This is a genomic window from Roseateles sp. P5_E4, from assembly GCF_054049255.1.
Genome location: NZ_JBFUMS010000006.1, coordinates 156,460 through 178,726, shown reverse-complemented (window position 1 = coordinate 178,726; position 22,267 = coordinate 156,460). Strand labels below are relative to the sequence as shown.

General features: G+C 68.5%; 19 protein-coding genes. 11 read left to right on the top strand and 8 right to left on the bottom strand.

Annotated elements, in window-relative coordinates; genetic code table 11:
* Nucleotides 1–235 precede the first annotated feature (235 nt).
* Nucleotides 236–3,013, top strand: coding sequence for a protein kinase domain-containing protein (locus ACXJLH_RS13735; RefSeq protein WP_457444685.1), 2,778 nt, complete (start codon nt 236–238; stop codon nt 3,011–3,013).
* Here the strand turns inward: ACXJLH_RS13735 and ACXJLH_RS13730 are convergent.
* Nucleotides 2,983–3,642: a peroxiredoxin gene (locus ACXJLH_RS13730; RefSeq protein ID WP_056199054.1), complete on the bottom strand. Its 660-nt coding sequence runs from the start codon at nt 3,640–3,642 to the stop codon at nt 2,983–2,985. The two genes, ACXJLH_RS13735 and ACXJLH_RS13730, sit on opposite strands and share 31 nt — an antisense overlap.
* 149 nt (nt 3,643–3,791) lie before the next feature.
* Complete coding sequence (locus ACXJLH_RS13725; RefSeq protein WP_457444683.1) at nt 3,792–4,484, bottom strand: hemerythrin domain-containing protein; 693 nt, start codon at nt 4,482–4,484, stop codon at nt 3,792–3,794.
* Nucleotides 4,485–4,604: 120 nt separating this feature from the next.
* On the opposite strand from ACXJLH_RS13725, the gene ACXJLH_RS13720 reads away from it, so the two are divergent.
* Entirely contained in the window at nt 4,605–7,067 is a 2,463-nt protein-coding gene (locus tag ACXJLH_RS13720) for an ATP-binding protein (protein WP_457444681.1), read from the top strand.
* Between the two features lie 226 nt (nt 7,068–7,293).
* Here the strand turns inward: ACXJLH_RS13720 and ACXJLH_RS13715 are convergent, their stop codons facing one another.
* Both ACXJLH_RS13715 and ftrA read right to left on the bottom strand, forming a co-directional pair.
* Nucleotides 7,294–9,693, bottom strand: coding sequence for a hypothetical protein (locus tag ACXJLH_RS13715; RefSeq protein WP_457444679.1), 2,400 nt, complete (start codon nt 9,691–9,693; stop codon nt 7,294–7,296).
* Between the two features lie 226 nt (nt 9,694–9,919).
* Nucleotides 9,920–10,906 carry a transcriptional regulator FtrA gene (gene ftrA / locus ACXJLH_RS13710; protein WP_457444677.1) on the bottom strand — a complete coding sequence of 329 codons (987 nt, stop codon included), beginning with the start codon at nt 10,904–10,906 and terminating at the stop codon, nt 9,920–9,922.
* 64 nt (nt 10,907–10,970) lie between these two features.
* Here ftrA and ACXJLH_RS13705 point away from each other — a divergent pair, with 64 nt between their 5' ends.
* The 7 genes from ACXJLH_RS13705 to dbpA all read left to right on the top strand — a co-directional run bounded on the left by ACXJLH_RS13705 (nt 10,971) and on the right by dbpA (nt 17,135).
* Nucleotides 10,971–11,375 (top strand): rhodanese-like domain-containing protein, encoded by a 405-nt coding sequence (locus tag ACXJLH_RS13705; protein WP_056199037.1) that lies wholly within the window; start codon nt 10,971–10,973, stop codon nt 11,373–11,375.
* Nucleotides 11,376–11,407: 32 nt separating this feature from the next.
* Nucleotides 11,408–13,615 (top strand): alpha/beta fold hydrolase, encoded by a 2,208-nt coding sequence (locus ACXJLH_RS13700; RefSeq protein WP_457444675.1) that lies wholly within the window; start codon nt 11,408–11,410, stop codon nt 13,613–13,615.
* Entirely contained in the window at nt 13,612–13,956 is a 345-nt protein-coding gene (locus tag ACXJLH_RS13695) for a translation initiation factor Sui1 (protein WP_457444673.1), read from the top strand. The genes ACXJLH_RS13700 and ACXJLH_RS13695 overlap by 4 nt, the downstream gene beginning before the upstream one ends.
* A 160-nt stretch (nt 13,957–14,116) precedes the next feature.
* Nucleotides 14,117–14,626: a hypothetical protein gene (locus tag ACXJLH_RS13690; protein WP_457444671.1), complete on the top strand. Its 510-nt coding sequence runs from the start codon at nt 14,117–14,119 to the stop codon at nt 14,624–14,626.
* A 53-nt stretch (nt 14,627–14,679) separates the two neighbouring features.
* Nucleotides 14,680–15,075: a hypothetical protein gene (locus tag ACXJLH_RS13685; RefSeq protein WP_457324545.1), complete on the top strand. Its 396-nt coding sequence runs from the start codon at nt 14,680–14,682 to the stop codon at nt 15,073–15,075.
* 11 nt (nt 15,076–15,086) lie between these two features.
* Nucleotides 15,087–15,692: a hypothetical protein gene (locus ACXJLH_RS13680; RefSeq protein WP_457324546.1), complete on the top strand. Its 606-nt coding sequence runs from the start codon at nt 15,087–15,089 to the stop codon at nt 15,690–15,692.
* A gap of 45 nt (nt 15,693–15,737) precedes the next feature.
* The gene (gene dbpA / locus ACXJLH_RS13675; RefSeq protein ID WP_457444669.1) at nt 15,738–17,135 is read left to right on the top strand and encodes an ATP-dependent RNA helicase DbpA; all 1,398 of its coding nucleotides are present in this window, start codon (nt 15,738–15,740) and stop codon (nt 17,133–17,135) included.
* A 266-nt stretch (nt 17,136–17,401) separates the two neighbouring features.
* Here the strand turns inward: dbpA and ACXJLH_RS13670 are convergent, their stop codons facing one another.
* The gene (locus tag ACXJLH_RS13670; protein ID WP_457444667.1) at nt 17,402–17,902 is read right to left on the bottom strand and encodes a hypothetical protein; all 501 of its coding nucleotides are present in this window, start codon (nt 17,900–17,902) and stop codon (nt 17,402–17,404) included.
* 197 nt (nt 17,903–18,099) lie between these two features.
* Here ACXJLH_RS13670 and ACXJLH_RS13665 point away from each other — a divergent pair, with 197 nt between their 5' ends.
* Both ACXJLH_RS13665 and ACXJLH_RS13660 read left to right on the top strand, forming a co-directional pair.
* Complete coding sequence (locus ACXJLH_RS13665) at nt 18,100–19,002, top strand: hypothetical protein (RefSeq protein ID WP_457444665.1); 903 nt, start codon at nt 18,100–18,102, stop codon at nt 19,000–19,002.
* A gap of 128 nt (nt 19,003–19,130) precedes the next feature.
* Nucleotides 19,131–19,355 carry a hypothetical protein gene (locus ACXJLH_RS13660; RefSeq protein WP_056199021.1) on the top strand — a complete coding sequence of 75 codons (225 nt, stop codon included), beginning with the start codon at nt 19,131–19,133 and terminating at the stop codon, nt 19,353–19,355.
* Nucleotides 19,356–19,358: 3 nt separating this feature from the next.
* Here ACXJLH_RS13660 and ACXJLH_RS13655 read toward each other — a convergent pair whose 3' ends face one another.
* Genes ACXJLH_RS13655 through ACXJLH_RS13645 form a run of 3 tightly spaced genes read right to left on the bottom strand, consistent with a single transcriptional unit; the run spans nt 19,359 to nt 22,263 of the window.
* The gene (locus ACXJLH_RS13655) at nt 19,359–21,128 is read right to left on the bottom strand and encodes a glutamine--tRNA ligase/YqeY domain fusion protein (RefSeq protein WP_457444663.1); all 1,770 of its coding nucleotides are present in this window, start codon (nt 21,126–21,128) and stop codon (nt 19,359–19,361) included.
* A 54-nt stretch (nt 21,129–21,182) separates the two neighbouring features.
* Nucleotides 21,183–21,998, bottom strand: coding sequence for a hypothetical protein (locus ACXJLH_RS13650; protein ID WP_457325181.1), 816 nt, complete (start codon nt 21,996–21,998; stop codon nt 21,183–21,185).
* A 10-nt stretch (nt 21,999–22,008) separates the two neighbouring features.
* Nucleotides 22,009–22,263: a hypothetical protein gene (locus ACXJLH_RS13645; protein ID WP_457444661.1), complete on the bottom strand. Its 255-nt coding sequence runs from the start codon at nt 22,261–22,263 to the stop codon at nt 22,009–22,011.
* Nucleotides 22,264–22,267: the final 4 nt, after the last annotated feature.

Here is a 22,267-nt window from a genome sequence, read left to right as displayed (position 1 = left end):
TCCTGCAACTGTGCAACAGGCTGATGTTGTCCGGCCCGCTCCGCCGGCGACATCGGTCTCGGCCATGCGCCTGTGCAGGCCTGCACCTACAGCGGCACAGGTCCTGGTTGCGGGCGTGCGCCGCCTCATCGACCCGGCCATGACGGCGGTCTGACGCAACGGCGCAGGCCAGGCCGCCCGCTGTCCACCGAGTTGGGGACGGCACGGGCGGCCTGCCGACCGCAAACTGCGGCGCATGACTGCGATGTCCCTCGACGAGCTGCGCACGCTGAGCCAACTGCTGGACGAGGGCCTGGAACTGGCGCCCGCGGCGCGCCCGGCCTGGCTGGCGGCGCTGCCCCTGGGGACGCTGCGCGAGCGTTTGGCGCAGATGTTGGATCGCCATGACGCCGGGGAGCACGAGGGCTTCCTCGCCGCGCTGCCAGGCCTGGCAGAACCGCTCGCTCTGCGGGCGGGCGAGCGTGTCGGGCCCTATCGGCTGCTGCGCCCGCTGGGCCGCGGCGGCATGGGCGAGGTGTGGCTGGCCGATCGGGCTGACGGCCTGTTCGAGCGCCAGGTGGCGCTGAAATTGCCTCGCGGGCACTGGGCTGACGGCGAGGCCTTTGCCCGGGAGACCGGTCTCGTCGCCCGTCTGGAGCACCCGCGCATCGCGCGTTTGTACGACGCCGGCCTGGAGCCCGGCCCCGACGGCCAGCCGCGGCCGTATCTGGCCATTGCCTACGTCGAGGGGCGGCCGTTGGACGAGGCGGCCGCCGGACTGGCGCTGCCGGCGCGGCTGCGCCTGTTCGTGACGATCGCCCGCACGCTGGCGTATGCCCACGGCCGCCTGGTGCTGCATCGTGATCTGAAGCCGGCCAATGTGCTGGTCGATGCCGAGGGCCGGCCGCATCTGCTGGACTTCGGTATCGCCGCCGTGCTGGGCGTTGTCGGCCCGGGCGCGCCGCCGCCGGCCTGCACGCCGCGTTACGCGGCGCCCGAGTTGCTGCTGGGCGGTGAGCTGAGCGTGCAAGTCGACGTCTATGCACTGGGCGTCATGCTGGACGAGTTGGTGGCAGAGGCGGGCGATGCCGACCTGGCCGCTGTCGTCGCCCGCGCATGCGCGACGGAGCCGGGCCGGCGCTACGCCAGCGCCGACGCGCTTGCCGACGAGGTCGAGCGTTGGCTGCGTCAGGAGCCGGTGCAGGCGCGCCCGGCGGCGCCGCTGCGGCGGTTGGGCCTGTTGCTGCGTCGTCGCCGTCGTGCCGCGATGCTGGCTGGCAGCGTGCTGGTTGTGGTCGGCGCCCTGGCCGTGCAATTGGCCGGCCAGCGCCAGCGCGCTGCTCAGGCCGCCGAGCGCGAGAACGTGGCCACGACGTTCGTCGCCGAGATGTTCCGCTTTGGCGCCGAGCCGCAGGCCCGTCATCCTCACGGTGACGGCGAAGTGCCGCTGCTGGAGCGCGGCGCTCAGCTGATTGAGCAGCGCTTTGCCGGCGATCCCGCCCAGCGGGCCCGGCTCTACCGCGTGCTGGGCGATGCCTACGAAACAATGGGGGCCGCGCCACTGGCCGTCAACCTGCGGGAGCGTGAACTGGCCTCGCTGCGTGCCCAGGCTGCGCCGGCCGACGAGACACGTGCGGCTGCGCAGCGCCTGGGGCGTGCGCGGCTTGATGCCGGGCGGCCGGACGAGGTGCTCGCGACCCTGCCCGACACGCCCGGCGACGTGGACACCGGCCTGTTGAAGGCGCGTGCCCTCGTCGATCTGGGTCGCATGGACGAGGCCGAGACGTTGCTGGCACGCCTGCCCGCGCCAGCCGATGCCGCTGGGCAGGCGTGGCGCCACTTGCTGCGCGGCGAGCTGCTGAACCGCCGTGGCCATGAGCCCGAGGCCCTGGTTGAGTTCCGCGCCGCCGCTGCAGGCGAGGACGCGCTGGCTGCCGCTGAGGCCGGCCTGCGTGGCGCGCGTTGGGCCGCCCAGCAGGGTCGGCACGACGACGCCCTGGCCCTGCTCGCGCCGGCTCTGGCCACGCTGCGCGAGCGCGGTGGCCTGTACGCGGTGCGCGCGGAGGTCGGCGCGGCCAACGTCTGGTCGGCCATGTATGCGACGACGCTGTCGCTGCCTTTCGAGCGCGTGCGCGCCGAGCTGGAGGCCTGCCTGCAAAGGCTGCGCGCCCTGGGCGACGGTGTGCCGCCGCTGCTGCTCGCCCAGGTGCAGGGGCATCTGGGCAACCTGCTGTTGAGCTGGGGCGATGTGGCGCAGGGCGCGCCGCTGGTGGAGGCCGACTACACGCAGCGCCTGCGGCTGCTGCACCGCCCGGTCGAACTGACCATTGCGCACGGCCGTGCCGGCGATGCAGCCATGGAGCGCGGGCAGCACGAGTTGGCGGCCCAGCGCTTTGCGCTGCGCCGCCAGGCCCGTGTAGTGGCCGGCAAGGGCCTGCATCCGCTGCTGGCCGGAGATATCCGCAAGCAGGCGCTGAACGCCAGCATGGCGGGTGAGATGGCCGGCGCGCTGCGTTTTCTTGACGAAGCGCCGGCGCCCGAAGCGCTGCGCGGCGCCGGGCACGACCCGGCCTGGTACGAAGAGGTGCTGCGCGAGGCCCGCGCCCGCGTCCTTGTCGACAGCGGCGACGCGGCGCTGGCGCGCCAGGCGCTGGCGCTGGCGTCGCGCCACGAGGTCAAGCCGCAGGACGCCATGCTGACGGCCGGCTTCGCCACCGGGCCTGAGCTGCTGCGCGCTGAAGGCCAGTGCCTGCAGCCGGACGCCCGCGCTGGCCTGGCCCGCATGCGCGCCTTCGTCGCCGCGTTGAGCCTGCCGCACCACCCGGCCGCGCCGCAGATCGCGCGCCTGCACGGCGTGGCCGCGCTGTGCGCCTGGCGCGCTGGCGACCGCGACCAGGCCGCGCGCTGGGCCGCGCTGGCCCGCACGGCGCTGGCCACCCAACCGGGTGTCAGCCCCTACTACAGCGCGCCGCTGCACCGCCTGGAAGCCCAGGCGTGCGGGTCTCAGGTGGGCTGTTTGGTGATGCGCAGATAGGGCTTGGGCGCCTTCCAGCCGGCCGGGAACAGCGTCTTGGCGTCTTCATCGCTCACCGAGCCGGCAATGATGACGTCGTCGCCCTGCTTCCAGTTCACCGGCGTGGCCACCTTGTGCTTGGCGGTCAGCTGCATGCTGTCCAGCACGCGCAGGATCTCGTCGAAGTTGCGGCCCGTGGTCATCGGGTAGGTCAGCATCAGCTTGATGCGCTTGTCCGGGCCGACGATGAAGACGGAGCGCACGGTGGCGTTGGTCGCCGCCGTGCGGCCCTCGGACGTGCCTTCGGTATCGGCCGGCAGCATGTTGTAGAGCTTGGCCACGGCCAGGTCACTGTCGCCGATCATGGGGTACTTGGGCAGATGGCCCTGGGTCTCCTCGATGTCGGCGGCCCAGCGGTGGTGGTTGTCCACCGGGTCGACCGACAGGCCGATCAGCTTGGCATTGCGCTTGGTGAATTCGGGCTCGATCTTGGCCATATAGCCCAGCTCGGTCGTGCACACCGGCGTGAAGTCCTTGGGGTGGGAGAACAGCACGGCCCACTTGTCGCCGATCCAGTCGTGGAACTTGATCTCGCCTTGCGTGGTCTGGGCGGTGAAGTCGGGGGCGATGTCGTTGATGCGCAGGGACATGGTGGTCTCCGTTGGGGGCTTGGGTGGGGGTGGGGCCTGCTAGCACTGCGGCAATTCGCGGCCCATTGCCGCAGTGTTAGCAGGCCCCATGATAGGAAGGAAGCAAGTGCCTGTTCCGCATGAGCTTGATCGAAACAGGTCTATGGAAATCAGGCGGCCAGGCTCGGGACTTCGGCCAGCACGCCCGCCCAGACCTCGGGCGGGATCGCGCGGCGGGCGATCGGGCCGTAGCGCGCCCACTGCTCGGGTGTGCAGACGGTCTTGAGCGAATGCACGAACACGCGTGTCGCGCCGATGGGCGAGTTCTTGGTGCTGCCGAAAGCGGCCAGTGAAGCGACGCCGTGGGCCACGAGGTGGTCGAAGCCGCCTTGGGCGATGCCGGCCGACACGCACCACTGGGCGAAGAGGGCGGCCTTGCCTTCCTTGGGCAGGCGGTTGACGAGGGGCATCATGATGTCCTCCTCGTGCAGCAGGTGGGCCTCGGCGCAGCCCCGGTAGGCGGCGAAGGCATCCCGCAGCGCGCCGACACCCAGCGGGATGGCACGCGTCACGGCGGCCTGCAGCTCGTGCTCGTCGTCATGCTCGGCGCGGAACATCGCGGCGTTTGCAGCGCCGTCGAAATGCAGGTCCAGCATGGACGTGATGCCGCCGCCCGCGCCCTCGACGCCGTCCTCCATGGCCGCATGCACGGCGATGGCGTCGACATATGCGGCCCAGGCCGGCGCGAAACCGGCCAGGTCGCCGCGCTCGGCCAGCGGCGCCAGCACCTTGGCCAGGTCGTTGCGCAGCACCTCGTGGTAGTTGCGCATGATGGCGGGAACGGAGACTTCGGGTTCGGTCATTGCGGCTCCTGGGTGGCGTGTTGCTGTGGGACGAATGCTCGCGGCAGGCGCGGTTCGATGGTTGTTCAACGTTGTTAAACCGGCGGCTTTACAGTGCCCGGCGCAATCACCGGAGCCGCCTTGCCTGCCACCGAACCCGCCCACCCGCCGACCCAGCTGCTGCGCTTCGGCCCGGGCGGCCGCTTCGAACTGCGCCGGGCCGAGTACCGGCTGCTGGTGGACGGCGAGCCCTCGGCCCTGGGCGGCCGCGCGCTGGACCTGCTGCTTACGTTGGCCGCCCGCCCCGCCGAGCTGTTCACCAAGGCCGAGCTGATCGAGCGCGTCTGGCCCGGGCTGGTGGTGGAAGAGGGCAACCTGCGCGTGCAGGTCAACGCGCTGCGCCGCCTGCTGGGCGAGGACGCCATCGCCACCGTGCCCGGGCGCGGCTACCGCTTCACCGCCGCGCTTCACGACGACGCCCAGGCCCCGGCCGCGCCGCCGCCCGCGCCCGACACGACCACGCTGTTCGGCCGCGACGCCGACCTGGCCCGCCTGCGCCAGGCGCTGGCCGCCCCCGGCTGCGTGAGCGTCGTCGGCAGCCCCGGCGTGGGCAAGAGCAGCCTGTCGCGCGAGGCGCTGGCGCGCTGGCCGGGCCGCGCTTCCTGGGTCGACCTGGCGCCGCTGACGCTGCCCGCACAACTGCCCGACGGCATCGCCCGTGCCTTCGGCGGCCAGCTGAGCCCGGGCGAGGCGCTGCCCCAGCTGCTCAACCTGATCCCGGCCGACGTCGACCTGCTGCTGGTGCTGGACAACGCCGAGCACCTCGCCACGGCCTGCGCCGAGTGGGCCGCGCACCTGGCCACGCTGCCCCGGCTGCGCCTGCTCGTCACCAGCCAGCTGCCGCTGGGCGTGGCCGGCGAACGCCTGCTGCGCCTGGAGCCGCTGCCCGTGGCCGAGGGCGTCGACGGCCCCGACCCCCGCGAGGGCGCGCTGGCGCTGCTGGTGGCCCGCATCCGCGCGGTGGACGCGCGCTTCGATGTGTCCGCCAGGTCGCTTCCGCTGCTGGCCGCGCTGTGCCGGCAGCTTGACGGCCTGCCGCTGGCGCTGGAGCTGGCCGCCGCCCGCGTGCCGCTGATGGGCCTGCAGGCCGTGCACGACGCGCTGGCCGAGCGCTTCGCGCTGCTGTCCCGCGGCCGGCGCGATTCGTCCGCCCGCCACCGCACCCTGCTCGACGCGCTGGACTGGAGCCACGGCCTGCTGGAGCCCGCCGAGCAGCGCCTCTATCGCGCGCTGGGCGTGTTCGCCGGCGGCTTCACGCTGGACCTGGCCGTCACGCTCAGCAGCGACGAGCACACCAGCCGCTGGGATGTCGTCGACGGCCTGGCCACGCTGGTGGAGCGCTCGCTGGTCAGCCTCGACAACCAGGACCCGCCGCGCTACCGCCTGCTGGAGACGATGCGAGCCCATGCGCTGGCCCGGCTCGGCGACGCCGACGGCCATTCCGCACGCCGCCGGCATGCCGTGGCCGTGCTGGCGCTGATTGCACCCAGCGACGATGCGGCGCTGTGGCTGGCCGACATGCAGAACGTCCGCGAGGCCTTCCTGTGGGCGCGCGAGCACGACCTCGCTACCGCCGCGCAGATCGGCGCCCGCGCCGCGCGGGTGATGGTGTTCACCGTCTGGCGCCACGAGGTGACGGAGTGGATGCTGTCTCTGCAGCCGGCGATGGAGGCCCGCGGCGAGGCGGTGCCACCGCAGGTGCAGGCGCTGTGGTGGTCCATGCTCGGCTACCTGCTGCTCATCCGCAGCGACCCGCGCGCCGTGCCGGTCTCGCGCAAGGCCGTCGACCTCTGGCGGCCGCTCGGCAACCCCGCCGAACTGCTCATCGCCGCGGCCCACTGGGTGCGCGCCTTCACCGAGGACGAGCCCGAGCTGGACGAGGCCTGCACGCTGCTGCGCGAGCTGGCCGCGGGTGACGACTCGGCCCCGACGCGGCTGCGCCTGAACGGCGCGTTGGCCGTGGTGGCCCGCCTGCGCCGCGACACCACCGAACTGCTCGCCTGCATGGAGCGCGAGCAGCTCGCCGCCCGCGAGCTCGGCCAGTCACAGCGCGTGCAGGTGGCCGAGAACAACATCTGCCTGACGCTGGTGCGCCTGGGCCGCTTCGAGGAAGGCGCCACACGCACCCGCGCACTGTTGGAGGTGCTGGACGCCGACGGCAGCGGCAGCAACGGCAGCCTGCCCTGGGTGCTGAACGCCCTCGTCGAGGCGCTTGTCGGCCTGGGCCGCCTGGACGAAGCGCAGGCCCTGCTGCCGCGGTCCCTGGCCGCGCAGCGGCGCTTCGGCACGACGGTGGCCTGGCTCGGCATCCTGCCGCTGCTGGTGGCCCAGGGCCGCATCGAAGCCGCCTGCCGCCTCGCCGGCCATGTGCGCAGCCGCTGGACGGCGAACGACACCACGCTGGATGCGCTGGAGCTGCGTGCATTGGACGGCGCGCTGAACGCCGGCCGGGCCTTGCTGGGCAGCGACATCACCGCGGCGCTGGAGGCGGAGGGGAGGGCGTTGGGGGATGAGGCGGCGCAGGTTTTGGTGTCGCGGCGGTAGGGGCGGGGCTCGCTTCGGCGTTGCAGGGACCGTTTGCAGTGAGAGCCGTCTTCCGTTTCTCTGTGTGGCAGCGCGAACCGCGAGGATGCCGCCGCCGCGTTGGAAAGGCAGATTAATTCTGTTCAACAGCCGTACGCAGCTCACACACGCTCGTTCTTGCGCTGCAGGCGCGTCATGGCAAGAGCTTCAATTGCATTCGCTGGAAGACTGGCTGGGTGAGGTCGGCTCATTGCCCCTTTGCCACTTCGCGTACCTTCGGTTCCAGCGTCAGCGTATCGAAGAGATCGGTCGCGGTCCGGCGCACCAACACGTCATATGGGTAGTGAGGGCTCGAGATTTTCATCCCAATCGCCGCAACACCTCTCGCACCCGCGGTGCTGTCTTCGTCGATTGCCTCCGCGAGGATCGAGTTCCTCAAGTCCTTGTCGTCGGTAAGGTAAGGGTAGCCCACAATGATGTAGCGGCGTCGCTCGGGCCCCGACTCCCAGCGTATCCAGTTGTGGGGTTTGCTGGCCGTGCCTGCCATAACCTGTTTCGCCAGCTTGCCGAAAGCGGCCTCGAATTTCTCTTGATCCTCCTTCGTCGTGTTGAGCAGGATGAAGCCAGTCTCAAGCCAACCTTCGAATTGCCTTTCACTGATCCGGTTCAGGATTTCATCCCACCATTTCGTCATAGCGAGGCGAGGCTTGCACACCGGCTTCCCCTCGCGTGAGCCGACGAAGTACGGGTCCAGTTCTTTGGACTTCATGATCATGCTGAAAACGGAATCCTGGGCGTACTCCGTGTCGCCAATATTGAAGCCGTTGTCCAGGTAGAAGCCAAGCAGGTCGAGCTCGTCTCCTTCGTACTCCACGTGTGCTTCAAACTCGCGCCGGCGTGCCAGGTAGTGCACCTTCTCAACCTCGCGCTCAAGTAGTTCAAACACCGATTCGAGGTCGGTGATGCTGACGGACGGCGCGAGCTCTTCGAGCTTCTTCTCGACGATGCCTGCGGCGATGAGCTTCTTTAGATTGCTAGCTATGAAGCCCAAGTGAGAGAGCGTCACGCCCATCGGGATGTAGTGCTTGACAGACCGCGTATCTATTTTGTTCGTAACACCTCTCTTGGTCTTGAACTCTTGAATCGCCGGCGTACTTTTGAGGCGTTCGATGAACCGAAGCGCTTGTTCCGACGGCGCTTCGATCAGTTCCCTCAACGTATCCGCCAATCGATCTGGCGCCCCCCGCCGCGCCGGGTCGCTGACGGAGGCCGATTTCGCCTCAAAGACAATTGCGAACGTGTCAATGACAACGACCAGATCGTTCTCGTACAAGACGCCTCCGTCATCGTGCCAAGTGCTCCCTTTGAACACCTGTCCGTTGGGGAAGCCGGCTCGAACGATGCGATCGAGCTCGTCCTCTAAGTACGCCGCCTTCGCCTTCGTGTATCGATCGCGTAGAGGCACGTTCTTCCACACAAGGTCTTCCAGGATGTCCAGCTGCATGTGTGGCAGCACGCCCCACACGGCGGAGAAGTAGGTTCCGTTCCCCAGGCTGATGAAGGGCCGCTCGAGAACAGGATTGCTGAGGATGAAGTGCTCGCGGTTTGCGCCGGCCAAGTCACCAAAACAGAGGGAGATTTTTTCGAGCAGGGCGTGTAGCGCCGCCTTGTCCGTGTCTGCGCCTATCAGTTCATGTGCTCGGTCAAGGGTAAAAGAGTAGATGCTCTCGAGTTTGAGATCGGCATGGGTCATGAGCATCGAGAGCAAGCTCGTCCTCTTTTTGCCGGCCCTCAACCAAAGCTCGTCGAAGTGCTCATCGCTGATGGGCACGTTTTCAGGGAATGCGGCGTTGTAAGCCTTGAGAATCGCTCGGTGGTCTCGAGCAGCGATGCACCCACGCAGCTTTTCAATGTGAGCATTCAGCCGATCTTGCGCTTCTTGAGAGGCCAGCATCAGCATGGAAAAGAAGCGCGTTGGGTCCACTCCATAGGCAGCATCGAACGCTGAGGCCACCGCCTGGGACAGGTCGAGCAAAACCTTTCTCATCTGGTGCGGATAGGCCCAGTTCCTGATTGCAGTGGTCTGCAACATCATGTCGGTGCGCAATCGGTAGGCGCTGATCTCACGCTCAGAAGTCAGACGCTCTGGAATGTCAAAGTGGCGCATCGACATATGGTGACCCATCTCCGCCATGTGCTCCTTGAGGGCCGAGACCCCATCAAGCAACGGCCTGACAGTGACATTCCGCGGCTGACACAAAGCGAACGCTTGCAGGAGTTCCAGGTAGTGGTGAGGGAACTCAAGGGAGCCGGTCGCCTCCCGATCAGTCCCTTCTGGTTGCGAAATCAGATAGAAGGCGCAGACGGAAAGCACATAGACGGGGTCGTAGTCGGTCACCCACTTTTCAACCTGTGGGTATAGGGTTCCGAACTTGTTTCGGGCATCCTTGCCCAGGGCTCGGATCAGTTCAAGTCGCTTTTCAAAGGGAACATCCTCCTTGAGCAGCTGCGGAAGCTTGAAGAGCTTCATCTTTGGCGCAGCCCAAGGCGCTAGACGTTCTCCACGCGTCGCCGCACGTCGCTGCTGATGCCTTACGTCTTTGGCTTTGCGTCGTTGGCGCCGTTGTTCCTTGCTGATCTTTGTCATCGCTTGTCCCCCCGAACAGCGGATCCTGCGTCAGGGAAGTCGGCCTCGCCTAGCAGGCTTCTCGAGCGTGCTGCCCGCCATAGCGCAAAGTGGTTGCTCTCTTGCAGCGCCTGGGACCTTTGGCACGCCGAGTTCCGATTCCATGCCGCAGTTCCGTCGCCTGACGTCTTCGCCAGCCTCAGCCTGAAGCGGTCCCCCACGCACGCCAGCTTGCAGACTGACCGGACTACCTCGCCACCCCAAAACTGCTCCGATAAGCCCTCGGCGCGAGCCCCAGCCGGGCCTGGAAGTGATGCCGCAGCGCCTGCACACTGCCAAAGCCGGCCTCGGCCGCGACGCTCTCGACGGGCAGGCTGCTGGCCTCCAGCAGCCGCTGCGCCTCGGCCACGCGCTCGGCGATCAGCCAGTCGCCGGGGGACTGGCCGGTGGCCTCGGTGAAGCGCCGCAGCAGCGTGCGCGGGCTCATGGCGCTGGCTACGGCCATGCGCTCCAGCGTCCATGGCGCGCGCAGGTCGGCGCGCACCTGGTCCATCAGGCTGGACAGCCGGTTCGTGCGGTCACGCGGCACTGGCCGCTCGATGAACTGCGCCTGCCCGCCGCCGCGGTGCGCGGGCATCACCAGCCGGCGTGCGACGCTGTTGGTCGCCTCCACGCCGAAGTCGCTGCGCACGAGGTGCAGCATCAGGTCGATGCCCGCCGCGCTGCCGGCCGACGTGAAGACGCGGTCCTCCTCGGCGTAGAGCACGCCGGCATCGACGTCGATGGCCGGGTGGCGCTCGCGCAGCTTGTCGGCATAGCGCCAATGCGTGGCCGCCCGGCGGCCGTCCAGCAGGCCGGTCGCGGCCAGCACGAAGGCGCCCGAGCAGATCGATGCCAGCCGCGCGCCGCGCTGCCAGGCTTGGCGCAGCCGCTTGGCCAGCGCGTCAGGCACCGGCACGTCGGCACCTTTCCAGCCGGCCATGACGATGAGGTCGGCCCGGTCCAGCAGCTCGATGCCGCCGTCGCTCGTCACGCTCAAGCCGCCGTGGGCGCGCAGCGGCCCGGGCTCGATGGCGGCACTGGCGAAGCGATACCAGCCCAGGCCCATCTCCGGCCGCGCCAGGCCGAAGACCTCGGCGGCAATGGCGAACTCGAAGGTGCACAGGCCGTCGTAGACCGGCGCGACGACAAGCGGCCCCGTCGTCGTTGGCGAAATCTTGTCGATGCTTGTCATGTGCGCCAATTGTGGCGCAGCGCCCCGCTGGGCACGATGACGACACCATCAACCAGGAGCCGAAATGCCCAGCCAAGTCACCGCCATTCCCGCCGCGCCCGCCCATCTGGCCGAGGCCCACTTCGCCGCTGAGTTCACCTTCGAGGCCGACTGCTGGGACGTGCACGATGCGCTGGCCCAAGGCGCCGATTTCGTACTGCTGGACGTGCGCTCCGCCGAGCTGTTCGCCCGCGGTCATGTGCCAGGCGCCATCCACTTTCCGCACGGCAAGCTTGTCGAGAGCAAGCTGGCTGCCTGGTCCAAGGACACCCTCTTCGTGACCTACTGCGCCGGCCCGCACTGCAACGGCGCAGCCCGCGGCGCGCTGCGCCTGGCGCGGTTGGGCCGGCCGGTGAAGATCATGGCCGGCGGCATCACCGGCTGGCTGGACGAGGGCTTCGAGCTGGCGACCGCGGCCGTGCCTGCCTGAGCCCTGGACCGAGGCGCGGCTAGCATGTCGTGATGAAGATCCTCATGACCCTGCTGGCCGCCCTCTGCGTCACAAGCGCGGCCTCGGCCCAGACCCTGACCCTCGAACGCCTCACCGCTGACCCGCCGCTCGCCGGCCGCCTGCCGCGCCAGGCCGAGATCTCGCCCGGCGGGCAATGGGTCAGCTTCCTGCGCCCGTCGGCGGCGGACAGCGAGGTGCTGGAGCTGTGGGCCCAGCCCGCGGCCGGCGGCGAGCCGCGCAAGCTCGTCAGCGCAGCCGACCTGCTCGGCGGCGCCGCGCAGAAGCTCAGCGAGGCCGAGAAGATGGCGCTGGAGCGCCAGCGCATCAGCCAGCGCGGCATCACCGGCTACCAGTGGTGCGGCAGCGACGACAGCGCGTTGCTCTTTCCGCTGTCGGGTGACCTCTATCTGGTCAAGTTGAGCGCCGGGGGCCCTGAGGCGCAGCGCCTGACGAACACGCCCGACGCACCCAAGCAGGACCCGCGCTGCGCCCCCGACGGCAGGACCCTGGCCTATGTGCAGGGCGGCGAGTTGATGGTGCTGCCCCTGCAGGCCGGCGCCCAACCGCGCCCGCTGTTCGGTGCGCGCATGAATCCCCGTGTGACCTGGGGCTTGGCCGAGTTCATTGCCGGGGAGGAACTGGGCCGGCATCGCGGCTTCTGGTGGAGCCCCGATGGGCGTCAGCTGCTGGCGCTGCGCGTCGACGAACAGCGCGTGGGCTTGAAGACGCGGGCGCAGATCTTTGCGGACCGCACCGAGATGACGGAGCAACGCTATCCGGCTGCCGGTGAAGCGAATGCCCAGGTCTCCGCCTTTGTCATCGGCGTTGCCACCGCTGAGGCGCATGCGCTGCAGTTGCCGACCGGCGCCGAGTACATCTCCCGCGCCGGCTGGTTTGCCGACGGCACGCCTTGGCTGCAATGGTTCAACCGCGACCAGACGCGATTGACGCTGACCGAGTTCAAACCCAATGCCGCGCCACACGACATCACCGTCGAGACCGATGCGGCCTGGGTCGAAGTCCATGACGATCTCATCGAGACGCCGCGCGGCCTGCTCTGGTCCAGCGAGGCAACGGGCCGCCGCCAGCTGCTGCTGGTCAACCGCGCGACCGGACAGCGCACGCCGCTGACGCAGCAGGCCGAAGCGGTGGCGCATGCGGTGTGCGTGGGTGAGCGAGGTGTCGTCTTCGCCGCCGCCGGCGACCGCGGCAAGACCAGGGAGCTTTACCTGCAGCCGCTGGCCGGCGGCAGGGCCCAGGCCCTGCCGGGCACGGCCGAACGCCAGTGGCGCGATGCCAAGGCCGACAGAGCCTGCGCCCGCCTGCTCGTCACCCGCTCGGCCTGGGGCCAGCCACCGCGGCTGGAACTGCGCAGCCTGGGCCGCGACAGTGCCATCGCCCTGGCCGGTGACGCGCCCGACCCGGCGCTGGAGGCCTTCGCCAACGTCCCGCTGGCACTGGACCTGACGGCGGCCGATGGCGGCACGCCGTTGAACGCCTTCTTCTTCGCACCCGCCAGCCGTCCCGGCCAGGGCAAGCACCCCGCCATCGTGCTGGCCTATGGCGGCCCGGGCTCCGCGACGGTCAACTGGGGCTGGGGCCGCGACATGCCATTGATCGCCTACTGGCAGCAGCGCGGCTACGGCGTGCTGATGCTGGACGTGCGAGGCATGGAGCACCGTGACCGCGCCTTCACGCGCGCCCATTTCCGCAGCTTCGGCCAGCATGAGGTGGCCGACCTCTTTGCCGCCGTGCGTCAGCTGCCTGCGCGCGTGAACAGCGTGGACCCGGCGCGCATCGGCTTCTTCGGCTGGAGCTATGGCGGCTTCCTCGGTGCGCGCGCGATGCTGGATGCCGACACGCCGTTCGCGGCTGCCGTCGCCGTTGCGCCGGTGACTGACTGGACGCTCTACGACACGGCCTACACCGAGCGCTATCTCGGCATGCCGGAGGGCGGCAAAGCGGCGACGTACGCCAGCGCCAATCTGCCCGCTCGCGCAGCGCTGCTGAGCAAACCGCTGCTGCTGGTGCACGGCACGGCCGACGACAACGTGCTGTTCGAGCACACGCTGCGCCTGGTCGAGGCCCTGCAGACCGCCGGCAAGACCTTCGACCTGCAGATCTACCCCGGCAAGGCCCACGGCATTGCCGGCCGCGCGGCGCGGTTGCACCTTTACCGCACGATGGACGCCTTCTTGGAGCGGCACCTGAAGCCATGACGCTGGTCTACTCGACGGACGTCGGCCGGGTCTGCCCCGGCTGCGGTCAGCCCATCGCGCAATGCGTCTGCAAGGCCAAGCAGCGGCCGGCCGGCGACGGCATCGTGCGCGTCAGCCGCGAGACGGCGGGCCGCAAAGGCAAGGGCGTGACCGTCATCAAGGGCCTGCCGCTGGACGATGCGGCGCTGACGGTCCTGGGCAAACAGCTAAAGGCGCTGTGCGGCAGCGGCGGCACGGTCAAGGACGGCGTCGTCGAGATCCAGGGCGACCATTTGGACAAGGTCATGGCCTGGCTGAAGGCGCGGCCCGAGGGCTGGACGGTCAAGCGCGCGGGCGGTTGATTGATTCCAGCTGCCCGCCATCGGGGCTGCGGTGCTGGTAAATGGGGCTTGCCCACGCTTGGCCCTCGTCAGAATCGTGGATGTACCGCCAATGAAGACCCTCTAGCCTGATGACACCGGCGTCAGCGCGCCGTCCGCAAGTGTTAATGGAGGATCTGCTATGGCGACTTCAAAGCGTTGGACATCAGTGCCCTTGCTCGCGATTGCGTGGGTGGCGTTGGCTGGGTGCCGGCCTTCGGAGTCGGCGCCTGCCGCGGCGCGCGTGTCGCCCGAGGTCGAGGTGTGCGCCGGCGTCCACGCCATGATCGGCAAGGAGATCACGACGACATACGACATTTCGACGTCCAAGGGCATTGCGCTCAAGATTTCCGCGGCTGCCGAGGCGGATGTCGCCCGCTTGAAGGTCATCAAGGAAGCCAAGGGCGATGCCGGTGCCGGGGCGCAACTGGGCTCAGAGATCAGGGCTGTCGTTCAGACCAAGTCCCAGGTGACGACAGACTTCTTTCAGCAGGATCAGAGCTTCGCCCAGGCGGCCTGTTTCATCGGCTCGCTGCTCAATCGCGCGGACCTGTCGGCTGCCGACCAGCAGTTCTTCGAGCAGCAGCGTCGTGCGTTGGCAGTGAACAGGGTCGCCTACCTTGATGTGCTGACGGGTCTAAAAAAAAAGTAGCCCGGATCGTCATTGAAGGTGCGCTGCTCGCTTCGTACACCGCTTCAGACGACATGTCGAAATGGCTGGGCGATGCCGACGCCTACGTCAGTCAGACGCAGAGCGGCACGAGACGATTGATAGAAGCCCTGCAGATGATTCAGGCCGACCCGATGTATGTCGGGCATGTTTCCGACCGCCTGGTTCGCATGACGCCCTGGAGCGTCGAAAGGTTGAAGCATTACCTTGCCGACCCGGCCCTTCATCGGGAGCGACTCAACTACCACGTGTGCGCCATTTCATCTTCGATGGGAGAGCTGCTGATCCAATTGACTGAACCTCCGGCCTCGCTGAGCTGCCAGGGTCAGGATGTTCGCAGCCAAGCCTGCAGGGCGCTGATCGCCGCGGAACTGCAGAAGTTCGATTCGAAGGCCGGCGACATGCTCCAGACGGCTTGCAGGTGGGGGTAGCGATGCAAAGCTTGCGCTCTGCCCTCTCAAAGGCCAGCAAATCTGAGGATGCCTTCGCCGTCCAGGGTGCCGACCATGGCTGCATGCCAACACGTCGAATTGCCCTTTCAACTGCGGTACTGCCGTTCATGGCGTCATGCGGCGGTTCGCCCGGTCCAGGCCCGCAAAGCGAGCGCAGCCTCCATGACCGCCAACTGCAGGACCTGCAGCAGGCGACGGCCGTCGTGGATGCCGGGACGACTTCGCTGCGCGCCTGGGCCCAGGAGGTGACGCTGGCAGCGGGATCGGCGCCCTCCATGCAAATCGATCCCGTCACCGGGCAGCCGCGTTTCGATACGCCTTCCACCGGCGCATCGATCAAGGTTTGGCTTGTCGGTGCCGCAGTTGTTGGCGGGGATGGCAAGCCGTTGCTGACGGCCTGGCAACCGCGAACGATCTGGGTGCTCAGGGGCAGCGACTACGTGTCTTCGCAGGACTTGACGTCGCCGCGGGAGGCTGTCTTCACGGCCGGATTCCCGCAGCCGCCGTTCTCGCGAGATGGTGCCCTGGTCGTCGTCGAGTTCGTCCAGGGCACGACGACGCGGCTGTCGGCGGTGTTGCCCACGTGGCTCGGCTAGCGAGGCGCCGAGGACGTTGTAGGTGCAACCGCGACAATCGGGCCGATGACCGATACCGCTTTCGACCGCCTGCCTCTCAGCCCCGCCATGCTGGCCAACCTCGGCCAGCTCGGCTATGCGCAGATGACGCCCATCCAGGCGGGCAGCCTGCCGCTGGCCCTGGCGGGCCGCGATGTCATCGGCGAGGCGCAGACGGGCTCGGGCAAGACCGCCGCCTTCGCCATCGCGCTGCTGCACCGGCTCAAAGCCGACCTGCCGCGCGTGCAGGCGCTGGTACTGTGCCCGACGCGCGAGCTGGCCGACCAGGTCACGCAGGAAATCCGCCGCCTGGCCCGCGCGGCCGACAACATCAAGGTGCTGAGCCTGTGCGGCGGCAACCCCATGAAGCCGCAGATCGAGAGCCTGTCCTTCGGCGCCCACATCGTCGTCGGCACGCCGGGCCGCCTTATCGACCACCTGGAGCGCGACACGCTGGACCTGTCGGCGCTGAACACGCTGGTGCTGGACGAGGCCGACCGCATGCTGGACATGGGCTTCCTCGACGACATCAAGGCGATTGCCAAGCGAGCGCCCGCCAACCGGCAGACGCTGCTGTTCTCGGCCACCTTCCCCGAAGGCGTGACCGAGATCGCCGCCAAGTTCATGCGCGAGCCGCAGACGGTCAAGGTCGCGGGTTCAACGAGTGCCGCCGCGTCCACCATCCGCCAGATCGCCTTCGAGGTGGGGGAGGGCGAGCGCCTGGACGCCGTGCCGCGCCTGCTGCGCGCCTTCCGGCCTGAATCGACGATCGCCTTCTGCAACACCAAGCAGCAATGCCGCGACCTGGAGGCGGTGCTCGCCGCCCAGGGCTTCATCGCCCTGGCCCTGCACGGCGACCTGGAGCAGCGCGATCGCGACCAGGTGCTGATCCAGTTCGCCAACCGCAGCGCCTCGGTGCTGGTGGCCACCGACGTGGCCGCGCGTGGTCTGGACATCGCCAACCTGGCCTGCGTCATCAATGTCGACATCAGTGCCGATGTGGAGCAACACGTGCATCGCATCGGCCGCACCGGCCGCGCGGGCGCGGAAGGCCTGGCGCTGAGCCTGGCCAGCCTGGACGAGATGGGCCGCATCGGCCGCATCGAGCAGCTGCAAGGCCAGGAATTCAAGTGGGAGCCGCTGGATGCCCTGAAGGACGCCCCCGGCGGCCCGCTGCTGCCGGCCATGGACACGCTGCAGATCCTGGGCGGCCGCAAGGAAAAAATCCGCCCTGGCGACATCCTGGGTGCGCTCACGGGTGAGGCCGGTTTTGCCGGCACGCAGATCGGCAAGATCAACGTGACCGACTTCCACAGCTATGTGGCCGTCGAGCGCGGCATTGCCAAGGAGGCGGTGCGCCGGCTGTCGCTCGGCAAGCTCAAGGGGCGCAAGGTCAAGGTCCGCCGGATGGCCGACCTGGAATAGGGCCTGTTAGCGCCACGGCAATGGGTCGCGAAGGCCCGCCGCAAGGGGCCAATCTAGACGCAGCGCGCTGCCCGCACTCGCGTGCGGGCCAGGGCTGCAACAACGAGTGGCCCCTTGCGGCGGGCCTTCCCGAAGGGTTGCGGCCAGAAAGACCGCATGCTGTGTTGCAGATCCTCGCTGGGCATGAGCCCAGCTTACGGTCTGCTGTCGTGCCTGCGGCCTTTCTGGCCACAACGCGGCCCATTGCCGTGGCGCTAACAGGCCCTCTAATTCAGCCCCTGCTTGGCCCGTTCGCGGGCCATGTAGTTGGCTTGGTCGCGATCACGATCTCGCTGCACGCGGGCCTCGCGCGTCTCCCAGTCGCCGCAGCTGAAATAGGAGCCGCCGAACAGCCAGCCCAGCAGGCTGGAGTCGTCGACCGCTTTCCCTTCACCGCCGGTGCAGACCATCGCCGCCTTGGAGCTGCTCTGCTCGGTCAGTGCTTCCTGCACGAGCATGGAGCGCGACATCAGCACCGAGGCCGGCATGGCCACGGCCAGCAGCACGCCGCCGATGACAACGCCCTTGGCCCAGCGTGGCAGCGCGCCGCTGGCAGGCGCGGGTGCCGCCGCCGCACGCGCGGTTGCCGGTTGGGGCCGGTTGAAGGGAATCGTGGCGGCGAAGGACGTCGCCTCGGTCGCCGTGATGGTGCCCGAGCGGCCGCCCGCGCCACTCAGCAGCCGCGGCTGGGCAGGTTGTTGGGGCGGATTGGTTGTGGCGGCCGGCATGGGGTTCGAGGGCCCCCGAAAGAGAGCCGAACGCGATGCTAGGGAGGCCGTTGCGGGCGGATTGTGAGCAATTGCAAGGGCGCGGCGCTGAGGGTGGAAATGCGTGGAGGAAGTCACGATCGCCAGTTGCGCCATAACGTGCCCGTTCAGGGGTGGCCACCATTCCCGGGCCTGGCTGGCAGAGCTACATTCGGCCCGTGTCCAGCATCCTCGACCTGCTCAGACGCCGCCTGTTGAAGGGCCTGCCAGCGCTGCTCGCGGTGGCAGCCGGAGTGGCCCATGCGCAGGAACTGACGCTGACGCTGCGCGCGCCTGACAGCGAGGCCGACCTGCGCAACGCCTACATCCGCGATGCGGTGCAGTTGGCGCTGGACAAGACGCGCGCGATCGACGGCGCTTACCGCCTGCAGCTGTCAGCGCCCATGAACAAGCGGCGCGCGCTGCTGGAAGCCGCCCAGCAGGCCGCACCGAACTTCCTCGTCGTCACCGGGCCGGACGCCGGCCGGGCCGCGGGCCTGGTGCCGGTGCTCTTTCCCATTCATCTGGGCGTGAATCGCTACCGCGTCTGCTTCGTGCACACGCCCCAACGCGCCGTCGTGCGCGAGGCCGATACCTTGAGCGCGGTGGCGCGGCTGCGCCACGTGCAGGGCCGCGGCTGGGCCGATGCGGACATCCTGCGTGCCAACGGCTTCACGGTCGCCGAGGCCAACGGCTACGAGGCGCTGTTCCAGATGGTGGCCATCGGCCGGGCTGACCTGTTCTGCCGCAGCGTGCTTGAGGTCGGCCAGGAAGTGCAGGCCCACACCGGCCTCAAGGGTCTGGCGCTGGACGACAGCCTGCTGCTGTCCTACGACCTGCCGCAATACATCTATACCCATCCCGGCAACCAGCAAGCCATCGAGCGCATTGCGCGCGGCCTGCGCCAGGCCTTTGCTGACGGCTCGCTGCAGGCTCTGATGCGCCAGCACCTGCAGCCTTCGCTGGCGCTGCTCAACCTGCCTCAGCGCCGGTTGATGACGCTGAACGTGCCCAGCCCGGCCCTCATCGAGATGAACGACCGGCCCTTCCAGATCGACGTGCTGCGCGGGCCGCTGCGTTAGGACATGCTACGGGCGTGACATCTTGGCGCCCGGACAGTCAAGTGCGGGGGGCAGCAAGTTCAGCTGCGACCTTTTCACGCGCAAGGGCCCCATGCGGCGCCTAGTCTGCAAGCAAGACGAGGTGCCCCATGAACTCACGCCCCATGCCCCTGATGAGCGACAACTACGAGTTGCGTTTCGAGTCCCTGTTCCAGGCCGGCCGCGGACTGGCCTTTCCCTGTGATGCGCAGGGTGGCGTGCGGCTGGATTCCCTGAGCGACCGGGCGCGGCAGAACTATCTGTTCGCCCGCGCCGTCGTCGGCCGCGAATACGCCGTGCCCATCGTGCTGCGTTGCGGGGGCGCGCGCGACTGAGGGCTATTTGGAGAAGCTGTCCTTCAGCCCGGTGATCTTGTTGAAAACAGGTTTGTCGGCGCTGTGGTCGACGCGGTCCGTGACGAAGTAGCCGTGGCGCTCGAACTGCCAGCGCGCATCTGACGGCGCATCCGCGAGCGAGGGCTCGACAAAGGCCTGCACGACGCGCAGCGAATTGGGGTTCAGGAACTCGATGAAGTCGCGGCCACCAGCATCGGGCTGGGGCTCTGCAAACAGGCGCTCGTACAGACGCACTTCAGCCGCGACGGCCTCGTGTGCCCCAACCCAGCCAATCGTGCCCTTGACCTTGACGGCATCCGCGCCCGGCGTGCCGCTCTTGGTGTCGGGAATGACCGCCGCCAGCGCCGCGGTGATGTTGCCCGCGGCGTCCTTCTCGGCGCCGGTGCATTCGATGATGTAGCCGGCCTTCAGGCGCACCTTGTTGCCGGGGAACAGACGGAAATAGCCCTTGGGCGGCGTCTCCATGAAGTCCTCGGCCTCGATCCACAGTTCGGGGCCGAGCGAGAACTTGCGCTGACCCAGCTCCGGCTTGTGCGGGTGGGCAGCGGTCTCGCAGGGCTCGCGGTGATCGTTGGAACCGAAGACTTCGGCGTAGTTCGTCAGCTTGAGCTTGAGCGGCTGCAGCACGGCAAAGGCGCGCGGCGCCTGCGGCTCGAGGTCGGCGCGCAGGGCCTGGTCGAGCACGGTGTCGTCGATCCAGGCGTTCTGCTTGCTGGCACCAGTGGCCTCGACCATGGCGCGCACGCTCGCCGGCGTGAAGCCGCGGCGGCGCAGGCCCACCAGCGTCGGCATGCGCGGGTCGTCCCAGCCGCTGACGTGCTTTTCTTCCACCAGCTGGCGCAGCTTGCGCTTGCTGGTGACGACGTAGTTCAGGTTCAGGCGGCCGAACTCGATCTGCTGCGGCAGCGGGCGGGCCAGCATGCCGAGGTCGGCCAGGTGCTCCAGCAGCCAGTCGTAGAAGGGGCGCTGGTCTTCGAACTCCAGCGTGCAGATGCTGTGGGTGATGCGCTCCAGTGCGTCCTCGATCGGGTGGGCGAAGGTGTACATCGGGTAGATGCACCACTTGTCACCGGTGGCGTGGTGCTCCGCATGCTTGATGCGGTACAGCGTCGGGTCGCGCAGGTTGATGTTGGGCGAGGCCATGTCGATCTTGGCGCGCAGCACCATGGCGCCGTCGGCATGCTGACCATCGCGCATTTCACGCAGGCGGGCCAGGTTCTCTGCCGGCGTGCGATCGCGGAAGGGGCTGTTGACGCCCGGGCGGCCGAAGTCGCCGCGGTTGGCGCGCATGTCCTCGGCGCTCTGCTCGTCCACATAGGCATGGCCGGCGTTGACCAGCGCCTCGGCGGCGGCGTACATGAAGTCGAAATAGCTGCTGGCCTCGAACAGGTTGTCGCCCCAGGACCAGCCCAGCCACTGCACCATCTCCTTGATGGCGTTGACGTACTCCAGCTCCTCCTTCTCGGGGTTGGTGTCGTCGAAGCGCAGATGGCAGGCGCCGCCGTAGTCGCGCGCCAGGCCGAAGTTCAGGCAGATGGCCTTGGCGTGGCCGATGTGCAGATAGCCGTTGGGCTCGGGCGGGAAGCGGGTGCGGATGCGCGCCTCGTCCAGCGGGCCGGCATTGTGGTGGGCGGCGTCGCCCGGCGTGCCGGCGAAGTGGCGGCCGGCGAACGCGCCGGTCTCGAGGTCGTTCTCGATGCGCTGGCGCAGGAAGTTCGTCGCAGGTGCAGCGGGTGCAGCGGGGTTGCTCATCGTCGGCTCTGGAAATGGAAGCGGGCCGTGTTCCAGGCCCGCAGTGCGCCGATTCTAAGGACGTGGCTGCTGTACCCGCAGCGGCAGCCGCACATGGGCCAGCCCAATGCTGATCCAGACGGCCACGCTGAAGTACAGCGTCATCCAGACGACCTCGCTGCGCCAATGCGCCCAGTCGTGCGAGACCGTCCAGCGGCTGCTGGCGTCGGCCACACCCGCCACGAGGCTGGGGTAGGCCCGGCCGGCGGCTTCGTCGGCCAGCCAGCGTGCCCAGTACATGGGCACATCCACCGCGAACATATAGGCCGCGTAGATCGCACCTGCGACGATGGCCAGGCCCAGCCAGCGCCGCGCCGCTCGCGTGGCGTGCGGCCACATGGCCAGCAGCGCCAGCACGCTGAGCAGGGCGACCGTGCCCCACAGGGTCTCTTCGACGACATGGCCAATATTGCGCGTCGTCAGCACGGCATACCAGGAATTGACCTCGGCGATGGCGATCAGCGGCAGCACGGCGCCCGCTACCCGGAGGCTGAAGCGGTGCCCGGTTGCCAGCGCCGCGCCGCGCAGCAGCAGTGCCCATTGGGCGGCAAAGCTCAGCTCGGCGATGGTGGCGACGGTGCGGCCGACCAGCACGCTGGACGCCCAGGAATCCACCATGACGAGGCGCGGCACGTCAAAGACCGGCAGCAAGGAGCGGTAGCCGCAGCCCAGCACGTAAAGCGCCGACAGCAGCAGCTGCAGGCGCTGATGGGGCCAGGTGGTGCCGTCGGGGCGGTTGCGGTGCAGCCAGGCGGTCGAGGCCGTCCAGGCGATGAGATTGAGGCCGGCGATGGCGCAGAGCAGATGCCACCAGTAGGTTGCGTCGAGCATGGTGTTCTCCTCAGCCCGCCTTCGGTGGCCGTCCGGTCTTGACCGGCGCCAGCCGGTCCAGCGCCGCGGCCAGCGCCTTGGCGTCGAGCTGGGCCAGGGCCTGCAAGCCCGCGCGCAGCAGCTCGCTCTTCTTGGCTTCACGCTTCACGTCGTGCAGGCGCAGCTTGAGTTCCTTCAGCAGCGCGTAGTCGGCTTCGGGCATGGTGAAGCCGTCGCGCACGAGCTTGGCGCGTTCGGGAGGGGTGGGTTTGCGGGCGTGGCTCATAAAG

What these genes read in the sequence shown, in the direction of transcription:
- dbpA (WP_457444669.1), top strand. Translation starts at nt 15,738, where the DNA reads ATGACCGATACCGCTTTCGACCGCCTGCCTCTCAGCCCCGCCATGCTG.
- ACXJLH_RS13645 (WP_457444661.1), bottom strand. Translation starts at nt 22,263, where the DNA reads ATGAGCCACGCCCGCAAACCCACCCCTCCCGAACGCGCCAAGCTCGTG.
- ACXJLH_RS13690 (WP_457444671.1), top strand. Translation starts at nt 14,117, where the DNA reads ATGGCGACTTCAAAGCGTTGGACATCAGTGCCCTTGCTCGCGATTGCG.
- ACXJLH_RS13670 (WP_457444667.1), bottom strand. Translation starts at nt 17,902, where the DNA reads ATGCCGGCCGCCACAACCAATCCGCCCCAACAACCTGCCCAGCCGCGG.
- ACXJLH_RS13650 (WP_457325181.1), bottom strand. Translation starts at nt 21,998, where the DNA reads ATGCTCGACGCAACCTACTGGTGGCATCTGCTCTGCGCCATCGCCGGC.
- ACXJLH_RS13655 (WP_457444663.1), bottom strand. Translation starts at nt 21,128, where the DNA reads ATGAGCAACCCCGCTGCACCCGCTGCACCTGCGACGAACTTCCTGCGC.
- ACXJLH_RS13685 (WP_457324545.1), top strand. Translation starts at nt 14,680, where the DNA reads ATGTCGAAATGGCTGGGCGATGCCGACGCCTACGTCAGTCAGACGCAG.
- ACXJLH_RS13700 (WP_457444675.1), top strand. Translation starts at nt 11,408, where the DNA reads ATGAAGATCCTCATGACCCTGCTGGCCGCCCTCTGCGTCACAAGCGCG.
- ACXJLH_RS13705 (WP_056199037.1), top strand. Translation starts at nt 10,971, where the DNA reads ATGCCCAGCCAAGTCACCGCCATTCCCGCCGCGCCCGCCCATCTGGCC.
- ACXJLH_RS13715 (WP_457444679.1), bottom strand. Translation starts at nt 9,693, where the DNA reads ATGACAAAGATCAGCAAGGAACAACGGCGCCAACGACGCAAAGCCAAA.
- ftrA (WP_457444677.1), bottom strand. Translation starts at nt 10,906, where the DNA reads ATGACAAGCATCGACAAGATTTCGCCAACGACGACGGGGCCGCTTGTC.
- ACXJLH_RS13735 (WP_457444685.1), top strand. Translation starts at nt 236, where the DNA reads ATGACTGCGATGTCCCTCGACGAGCTGCGCACGCTGAGCCAACTGCTG.
- ACXJLH_RS13695 (WP_457444673.1), top strand. Translation starts at nt 13,612, where the DNA reads ATGACGCTGGTCTACTCGACGGACGTCGGCCGGGTCTGCCCCGGCTGC.
- ACXJLH_RS13725 (WP_457444683.1), bottom strand. Translation starts at nt 4,484, where the DNA reads ATGACCGAACCCGAAGTCTCCGTTCCCGCCATCATGCGCAACTACCAC.
- ACXJLH_RS13660 (WP_056199021.1), top strand. Translation starts at nt 19,131, where the DNA reads ATGAACTCACGCCCCATGCCCCTGATGAGCGACAACTACGAGTTGCGT.
- ACXJLH_RS13730 (WP_056199054.1), bottom strand. Translation starts at nt 3,642, where the DNA reads ATGTCCCTGCGCATCAACGACATCGCCCCCGACTTCACCGCCCAGACC.